The sequence below is a fragment of the Psychrobacter sp. PSi21 genome (assembly GCF_054960615.1).
In genome coordinates this window covers 1-956 of sequence record NZ_JBHNYR010000044.1, presented here as the reverse complement: position 1 = coordinate 956, position 956 = coordinate 1, and the positions used below count along the sequence as shown (strand labels likewise).

The 956-nt window shown below is 45.2% G+C and carries 1 rRNA gene; it reads left to right on the top strand.

From position 1 onward, the window contains the following. Nucleotides 1–341: 341 nt before the first annotated feature. Nucleotides 342–956 (top strand): 16S ribosomal RNA (locus tag ACFI32_RS14795); the annotation flags it as partial.

The window sequence follows — 956 nt, the reverse complement described above, 5'->3', positions numbered from 1 at the left end:
CTTGACAGAAACTATCAATATGATAGACTGGATGGCTCGTCAATCAAGCAAAGCGTATTAGCGATGTAACGATTGGTGGTAAAATCGATATTGGACGACAGTATTGATTGACTATTTAAAAGCATAACTAAAGAACAACTTGTGTGGATTTTTGCTGATTCAGAATGCTAAAAATAAAGTTGGTTGACTATCTTTTCGGTAGAACACTAACTATAAAAATTATCATTCTTTAAAGCAAGAAAACTCAAAGTTAATTCATTACGAACATAATTACGAGCGTAATTGCCAGAAAAGAATGAGCCAAGTTTAGAAGCTTCTTTAAAGAGCTTCATAGCAAGATTAAACTGAAGAGTTTGATCATGGCTCAGATTGAACGCTGGCGGCAGGCTTAACACATGCAAGTCGAGCGGTAACATTTCTAGCTTGCTAGAAGATGACGAGCGGCGGACGGGTGAGTAATACTTAGGAATCTACCTAGTAGTGGGGGATAGCTCGGGGAAACTCGAATTAATACCGCATACGACCTACGGGAGAAAGGGGGCAGTTTACTGCTCTCGCTATTAGATGAGCCTAAGTCGGATTAGCTAGATGGTGGGGTAAAGGCCTACCATGGCGACGATCTGTAGCTGGTCTGAGAGGATGATCAGCCACACCGGGACTGAGACACGGCCCGGACTCCTACGGGAGGCAGCAGTGGGGAATATTGGACAATGGGGGGAACCCTGATCCAGCCATGCCGCGTGTGTGAAGAAGGCCTTTTGGTTGTAAAGCACTTTAAGCAGTGAAGAAGACTCCATGGTTAATACCCGTGGACGATGACATTAGCTGCAGAATAAGCACCGGCTAACTCTGTGCCAGCAGCCGCGGTAATACAGAGGGTGCAAGCGTTAATCGGAATTACTGGGCGTAAAGCGAGCGTAGGTGGCTTGATAAGTCAGATGTGAAATCCCCGGGCT